5 protein-coding genes and 1 tRNA gene are annotated in these 7549 nt (G+C 64.0%); 4 read left to right on the top strand and 2 right to left on the bottom strand.

Going from position 1 to position 7549, the window contains the following annotated elements:
* The 3 genes from E5W70_RS29515 to betB all read left to right on the top strand — a co-directional run.
* Window positions 1-259: pyridoxal-phosphate dependent enzyme (locus E5W70_RS29515; protein ID WP_292664819.1), on the top strand; the 259-nt coding region annotated here is incomplete at its 5' end.
* A gap of 3 nt (window positions 260-262) precedes the next feature.
* The gene (gene betA, locus E5W70_RS29510) at window positions 263-1915 is read left to right on the top strand and encodes a choline dehydrogenase (RefSeq protein ID WP_292664818.1); all 1653 of its coding nucleotides are present in this window, start codon (window positions 263-265) and stop codon (window positions 1913-1915) included.
* A gap of 59 nt (window positions 1916-1974) precedes the next feature.
* Window positions 1975-3438: a betaine-aldehyde dehydrogenase gene (gene betB, locus E5W70_RS29505; protein WP_292664817.1), complete on the top strand. Its 1464-nt coding sequence runs from the start codon at window positions 1975-1977 to the stop codon at window positions 3436-3438.
* On the opposite strand, the gene E5W70_RS29500 is transcribed toward betB, so the two are convergent.
* Window positions 3402-5672, bottom strand: a complete 2271-nt coding sequence (locus tag E5W70_RS29500) for an AGE family epimerase/isomerase (RefSeq protein ID WP_292664816.1) — start codon at window positions 5670-5672, stop codon at window positions 3402-3404. The two genes, betB and E5W70_RS29500, sit on opposite strands and share 37 nt — an antisense overlap.
* Window positions 5673-5689: 17 nt before the next feature.
* Window positions 5690-7210 carry a phosphomannomutase/phosphoglucomutase gene (locus E5W70_RS29495; RefSeq protein WP_292664815.1) on the bottom strand — a complete coding sequence of 507 codons (1521 nt, stop codon included), beginning with the start codon at window positions 7208-7210 and terminating at the stop codon, window positions 5690-5692.
* Between the two features lie 198 nt (window positions 7211-7408).
* Here E5W70_RS29495 and E5W70_RS29490 point away from each other — a divergent pair.
* Window positions 7409-7485, top strand: a tRNA-Pro gene (locus E5W70_RS29490).
* The last annotated feature ends 64 nt before the right edge of the window (window positions 7486-7549 follow it).

Below are 7549 nucleotides of genomic sequence, written 5' to 3'. Positions count from 1 at the left end.
GCCCGGCGACGCGCCGTTCGCAGCGGTGAAGGCCGCCGGCGTTCGCGGCGTCACCGTCGACGATGCTTCGGTGCGGCGCGCCATGCGCATCGCCTTCGAGCGGATGAAGCTGGTGCTCGAACCATCCGGCGCTGCTTCGCTGGCTGCGTTGCTCGGCGGCAAGGTCGACGTGACCGGCAAGACCGTTCTCGTAATGGCAACCGGCGGCAACGTCTCGCTGGCCGATTTCATTGCGCATATGAACCATGGACGCGCATGAACTATGCTTGAAGCGGATTTCGTCATTATCGGCTCCGGCTCGGCCGGTTCGGCCATGGCCTACCGGCTGTCGCAGGACGGCAAGCATTCGGTGATCGTCGTCGAATATGGCGGCAGCGATATCGGGCCGCTGATCCAGATGCCGTCGGCGCTGTCGATCCCGCTCAATATGAGCCTCTACGACTGGGGCTTTGCCAGCGAGCCGGAGCCGCACCTCGGCGGCCGCGTGCTGGCGACGCCGCGCGGCAAGGTGATCGGCGGCTCGTCGTCGATCAACGGCATGGTCTATGTGCGCGGCCATGCCCGCGACTTCGACCACTGGGCCGAACAGGGCGCGTCCGGCTGGGGCTTTGCCGACGTGCTCCCCTATTTCAAGCGCATGGAGGACAGCGCAGGCGGCGAGGATGGCTGGCGCGGCCATGGCGGCCCGCTGACTGTGCAGCGCGGCTCGAGGACGAACCCACTCTATGGCGCCTTCGTCGAGGCAGGCCGTCAGGCCGGCTTCGAGCTGACCGACGACTATAACGGCGCGAAGCAGGAAGGCTTTGGGCCGATGGAGCAGACCATTCGCCGCGGCCGTCGCTGGTCAGCGGCGAGCGCTTATCTGAGGCCGGCGCTGAGGCGGAAAAATGTCAGCCTGGTCAAGGGTTTCGCCCGGCGGGTAATCATCGAGAATCAACGCGCCACCGGCGTCGAGATCGAAGTGCGCAAACGGATTCAGGTGGTCAGAGCGCGGCGCGAGGTGATCGTTGCCGCGTCCTCGATCAACTCGCCCAAGATCCTGATGCTGTCCGGCATCGGCCCCGGCCAGCACCTTAGGGAGAACGGCATCCCGGTGATCGCCGACCGGCCCGGCGTCGGCCGCAATCTGCAGGACCATATGGAACTCTACATCCAGCAGGAATCGACAAAGCCGATCACGCTGAACTCGGTGCTGAACCCGTTTTCAAAGGCGCTGATCGGGGCACAATGGCTGTTCTTCAAGTCCGGCCTTGGCGCCACCAATCATTTCGAGGCGGCCGCCTTCGTGCGCTCGCGCGCCGGCGTCGATTATCCCGATATCCAGTATCACTTCATCCCGGCCGCGGTCCGCTATGACGGCAAGGCGGCGGCGAAGGCGCATGGTTTCCAGGCGCATGTCGGGCCGATGCGGTCGAAGTCGCGCGGTTCGGTCACGCTGCGCTCGCCCGATCCCAGATCGAAGCCGGTGATCCGCTTCAACTACATGTCGCATCCGGATGACTGGACGGAGTTCCGCCACTGCATCCGGCTGACCCGCGAGATCTTCGGGCAAGCGGCCTTCGATCCGTACCGCGGCAAGGAACTGTCGCCGGGTTCGCATGTGCAATCGGATGAGGAGCTCGACGCCTTCATTCGCGACCACGCCGAAAGCGCCTACCACCCTTGCGGCACCTGCAAGATGGGCCGTGCCGATGATGCGATGAGCGTCGTCGATCCGGAATGCCGCGTCATCGGCGTCGAAGGGCTGCGGGTCGCCGATTCCTCGATCTTTCCACGCGTCACCAACGGCAATCTCAACGCGCCGTCGATCATGACCGGCGAGAAGGCCGCCGACCACATTCTCGGGCGCACGCCGCTGGCGCCGTCCAACCAGGAACCATGGATCAATCCGCGCTGGCAGGCGTCGGACAGATAAGCCATGATCCGGCGGACGCATATTCCGCATGCCGCGAAAAGACGATTTGGAGAACAGCCATGCGCGCCCAGCCAACGGCATCGCATTATGTCAACGGCCGCTATATCGACGACGAGCGCGGCGCGCCGCTGCAGGTAATCTATCCTGCAACCGGCGAGACCATCGCCATGCTGCGCTCGGCGACGCCGAACGTGCTGGAGCTCGCGATCGAGGCGGCGCGTGCGGCACAACCCGCCTGGGCGCGGTTGAAGCCGGTCGAACGCGGCCGCATCCTGCGCCGCGCCGCCGACATTTTGCGCGCGCGCAATGTCGATCTGGCGCGCATTGAGACGCTGGATACCGGTAAGCCTATCCAGGAGACGCTGGTTGCGGATGCCCCGTCGGCGGCGGATTGCCTCGAATATTTCGGCGGCGCGGTCGCCGCCTTTAATGGCGAGGCTGTCGATCTCGGCGGACCCTTTGCCTATACCAGGCGCGAGGCGCTCGGCGTCTGCGTCGGCATCGGCGCTTGGAATTACCCGATCCAGATCGCCGGCTGGAAATCCGCACCGGCGCTCGCCATGGGCAATGCGATGGTGTTCAAGCCGTCGGAAAACACGCCGCTTTCAGCACTGGCGCTCGCCGAAATCTATACCGAGGCCGGCCTGCCCGACGGCCTGTTCAACGTCGTGCAAGGTTTTGGCGATGTCGGCGCCGGCCTTGTCGGCCATGAGGTCGTCGCCAAGGTCTCGGTGACCGGCTCCGTGCCGACCGGCCGCAAGGTGCTGTCGCTCGCCGGCTCGAAGATGAAGCACGCGACGATGGAGCTCGGCGGCAAGTCGCCGCTGATCGTCTTCGAAGACGCCGACCTCGAAAACGCCATCGGCGGCGCGATGCTCGGCAATTTCTATTCGACCGGCCAGATCTGCTCCAATGGCACGCGGGTGTTCGTGCAGAGCAGCATCCATGACCGTTTCGTCGAGAGGCTGACCGAGCGGACCAAGAAAATCCGCATCGGCGATCCGCTCGATCCGGACACGCAGATGGGGCCGCTGGTCTCCAAGGCGCAGCACGACAAGGTGGTCTCTTACATCGAAGCGGGCAAACAGGATGGCGCGGTGCTCGCCTGCGGCGGCAACATGCCGGCGTTGCAGGGCTTCCAGGGCGGCTTCTTCGTCGAGCCGACGGTGTTCACCGGTGTCACAGACACAATGCGCATCGCGCGCGAGGAGATTTTCGGGCCAGTCATGAGCGTGCTGAAGTTCGACAGCGAGGACGAAGTGATCGAGCGTGCCAACGATACCGAATTCGGCCTCGCCGCTGGCGTGTTCACCCGCGATCTGCAGCGCGCCCACCGCGTCATCGCCGAATTGCAGGCCGGTACCTGCTGGATCAACGCCTACAATCTGACGCCGGTCGAAATCCCCTTCGGCGGCTTCAAGCAGTCCGGCATCGGCCGCGAGAATTCGCTCGCGGCACTGGCACTCTATTCGCAGCTGAAGTCGATCTATGTCGAGACGGGGGACGTCGCCAGCCCGTACTGATCCTTACGGGCCGTGCCGTCCAGATACTGGGTCAGCGCGCAGACCAGATGGTAGAAGATGCTGGCCGGCACCTCGCTTGCCAGTGAGCGGCCGCGCTCGTCGATGCGGTCGATCCACAGGCCGAGCGGTGCGGGATTGATGTGCCAGCGGAACAGCCGGCCGACACGCGCCTCGATTTCCGGCTTCAGGTCGGGACCGCCCGAACCGTCCAGCGCGATCGCTGCCTTGATCGCTTCGGCCTGCGGCCAACTGCGCGAGACGCGGTCGAGCGGCAGTCCTTGCCGCGAGACCGCGCCGTAGGCGAGGCCTGTGGCGCGGTTCAGGCCATTGGCAATTGCCGACGCGTAAAGCTTCCGGGCGAGCCCGGTCAAGCCGCTCTGGCCGCTGCGGCCGGCGAAGTCGACCAGCAGCGAGGCCCATTCGAAATGATGGCCCGGTTCGGTCCACGTGCCCTTCTCGCCAGGGGCCGGCCGCCATTCATTGTCGAAATACTCACCCAGCGTCCAGCTTTCCGGGTCGAAGAAATGGCTGCGAAACAGATCGACGATGCGCGCGGCGCGGCGAAGATAGGCGCGCTCGCCGGTCGCCTGATGCCAGGCCAGGAATGCCTCGAGCAGATGCATGTGTGGGTTGGAGCGGCGCTCGCCCTCGCCGCTCGAGGTCTCGCGGAAGCCGGTCAGGCGTTCGTCCTCGAGATGCGCGTCGATGAACGCAAAGGTCTCCTCGCCAAGCCGCAACGCATCGGGATTGCCGCACATATGGGCATGTGCCAGCGCCAGGAGCACGCAAGAATGGTCGTAAGCATCCTCGGCGGCATCGGCGACGGTGCCGTCGACGTTGAGCGTGCGCACCCAGCCGCCATTGTCGGTGCGGCCGTGCCTGGCCATGAATTCGAGGCCGTGGCTAATCAGCCGATCGGCTGGGCCGTTCCAGCCGCGCGCCTTAGCGACGGCGAAGGCGTAGATCTGCCTGGCCTGTGTGCGCATGCGCTTGGGTTTCATCAGCGGCGCGGCATCGAAGCCGAGCGCTTCGTGGAACCCGCCATGGCGCTCATCGACGCCGACCGTCGACCACAACGGTACCGTTTCCTCGAACAGCCAATGGTGCACGCGGCGCTGCCAGGCGCCGCTTTCGATGACGCGGTCGTCGGCGGGCGTGAACCTGGTCTCCAGGCGGCCGCTCTTTTCGAGCTGCTCGACGATCTTCTTGACGTTTTGGCTGTGGCTGACGGGAGCGACGAAAGTGGCGTCGGCGGTCGACACGATGGCGACGTCCTTCAGGCCTATGGCCGACAGCAGGCGGCCGTCGCTGCGGATATAGGAGTTCTCGCAATCGATGGCGACGACGTCGCCGACGATGACATTGCCCTGCGTGTCGGAGGGGCCGACGTCGAGCAGCGATTGCCAGGAGCCGAGATCGTTCCAGCGAAAGCCGGCCGGCACCATGGCGATACCGCTGGCGCGCTCCATGATAGCATAGTCGATCGATGTCGATGGGATGGCAGCATAGAGCTCCAGAGGCATGTAGAGGCCGGAAAGATCCGATGTCGCAGCCTGGTAGGCAGCCTCTGTGGCGCCCCAGATGTCTGGCTGGAAAGCCATGAACGCGTCGCGCATGGCACTGGCGCGAAACAGGAAGATGCCGGTGTTCCAGTAGAAATTGCCGGCCTCGAGATAGCTCTGCGCCGTGGCGAGATCGGGTTTTTCGACGAAACGCGAGACATCGCAGATGCCATCGCGCTCGCCGGCCACCTCGATGTAGCCATAACCGGTCTCGGGTTGGGCGGGCTTGATGCCGAACACCACCAGCCTGCCCTGGCGCGCGGCCGCCGTGCCGGCCTCGACGCTCCGCCAGAATTGCTGCGCGGTCGCGATCTCATGGTCCGACGGCACCACCAGCACCAGGCTGTCGCCGAATTCCGACAAGGTGCGCAGGCTTGCCAAAGCGACGGCCGCAGCAGTGTTGCGTCCGGTCGGCTCGAACAGCGGGCCGCCGCCGGAAAGCTCGTGACCGGCAATGTCGGCATGAACGCGGTCGCCATGCCTTTCCGAGGCAATCAGGAAAACCGGCGTTTCGCCCTCCGGCCGCGCGGTCAGCCGGCGCAGCGTCTTGGCCAGCATCGAGCCGTCGCCTGAGAAATCATGGAACTGCTTGGGATTGTCCTCGCGCGACAGCGGCCACAGCCGCGAGCCGACGCCGCCGCTCATCACAAAACTGACGATCCGTTCGGTCATGAAAACAAGCCCCGCGTTCAAAAGGTCTGATTGTAGGCGCCGACTTCGGAGCTGCGGCGCAGCACCGCATCGACGGCTTCGAACATCTGCCGCCGCCGCTCGGACGATACCGGGCTTTCGACCACCACCACAAGCTCCGGCTTGTTCGATGATGCCCGCACCAGCCCCCAGGTACCATCCTCCGCCACGACCCTGACGCCGTTGACGGTGATCAGTTCGGCTATCTTCTGGCCGGCGAAGACCGCGCCCTCGTCCTTCATCTTGCGAAAGTCGCCTACGACGCGCTCGACGACGCCGTATTTGAGCTCGTCGGCGCAGTGTGGCGACATGGTCGGCGTGCCGAAGGTTAGCGGCAGATCGCGATAGAGGTCGGCCATGCTGCTTTGCGGGCTGCGATCCAGCATCTGGCATATGGCGATGGCCGTTACCAGGCCATCGTCATAGCCGCGGCCGATCGGCGGATTGAAGAAGAAATGGCCCGATTTTTCGAAACCGGCGGCGGCGCCGAGTTCGGCGACGCGCCGTTTGATATAGGAGTGACCGGTTTTCCAATAGTCGGTGACCGCGCCATTTTCCCGCAGCACCTTGTCCGTCATGAACAATCCGGTCGACTTGACGTCGACGACGAAAGTCGAGCCTGGGTGGAGGTGCGAGATGTCGCGCGCCAGCATGACGCCGACCTTGTCGGCGAAGATCTCGTTGCCTTCATTGTCGACCACGCCGCAGCGATCGCCGTCGCCGTCGAAACCGAGCCCGACATCGGCGCCCGTTTCCAGCACCTTGTCGCGAATGGCGTGCAGCATCTGCATGTCTTCGGGGTTGGGATTGTAATTGGGAAACGTATGATCGAGCTCGACGTCGAGCGGGATCACCTCGCAGCCGATCCTTTCCAGTGTCTCGGGAGCGAAAGCCCCGGCGGTGCCGTTGCCGCAGGCGGCCACCACCTTGAGCTTCCTCGAGATACGCTTTCCCGCTGTCAGATCGTCAAGATAGGTTTTGCGGAAATCCGCAACGAAGTCATAGGAGCCACCACCGACAAGGTCGAAATCGCCTGAGAGCACGATCGCCTTCAAGGCGCTCATCTCCTCCGGACCAAAAGTCAGCGGGCGCGCCGCGCCCATCTTGACGCCGGTCCAGCCATTCTCGTTGTGCGAGGCAGTGACCATGGCGACGGACGGCGTGTCGAGCGCGAACTGGGCGAAATAAGCCATAGGCGACAGGGCCAGCCCGACATCCCTGACCCGTGCGCCGGCCGCCATCAACCCGGAAACCAACGCCAGCTTGATGGCAAGCGAATAGGAACGGAAATCGTGACCGGTGACGATGTCGGGTCCGGCACCCAGGCGACGGATCAGCGTGCCGAGCCCCATGCCGAGCGCCTGGACGCCGATCAGATTGAGTTCCGGCGGCTCGTTCGAGCCGGGATGGCCGAACCACCAGCGCGCATCATATTCGCGAAACCCGGACGGCTTGATCAGCGCCGAGGTTTCAAACTCAAAAGTGTTTGGTCTGACATCGCTAACGATCTTCATCGACAAGGCTGCAAACTCCAGGCGGCTGAATCAGGTGCTTCGAGGCAAGTGGACATTACCCAGAAGCCCCTTTAAGCCGTGTTTGTGCGACAGGAAACTGAAACCTGTAGACGTGGCGGCGAAACCGAAAGAAATGCGACAGAAGCGCTGCCATTGGCGCTTGCAGTAACCAAACGCGGCGGCTATAAGCCCGCGGTCTGGTCACGGAGTGTAGCGCAGCCTGGTAGCGCACATCGTTCGGGACGATGGGGTCGCAGGTTCAAATCCTGCCACTCCGACCAGAAAAAACATGTACGGCCCGGAGACATGGGTAACAGTTTGTACCTAAGACATGGGTGACAACCT

The sequence above is a fragment of the Mesorhizobium sp. genome (assembly GCF_005063415.1).
Classification (GTDB): domain Bacteria; phylum Pseudomonadota; class Alphaproteobacteria; order Rhizobiales; family Rhizobiaceae; genus Mesorhizobium.
Note: the sequence above shows the minus strand (reverse complement) of the source record. Positions and strands in the feature narration are given on the sequence as shown.

Excerpts from the sequence above, each read along its gene's own strand:
- E5W70_RS29500 (WP_292664816.1), bottom strand. The coding sequence starts at position 5,672 with ATGACCGAACGGATCGTCAGTTTTGTGATGAGCGGCGGCGTCGGCTCG.
- betA (WP_292664818.1), top strand. The coding sequence starts at position 263 with ATGCTTGAAGCGGATTTCGTCATTATCGGCTCCGGCTCGGCCGGTTCG.
- betB (WP_292664817.1), top strand. The coding sequence starts at position 1,975 with ATGCGCGCCCAGCCAACGGCATCGCATTATGTCAACGGCCGCTATATC.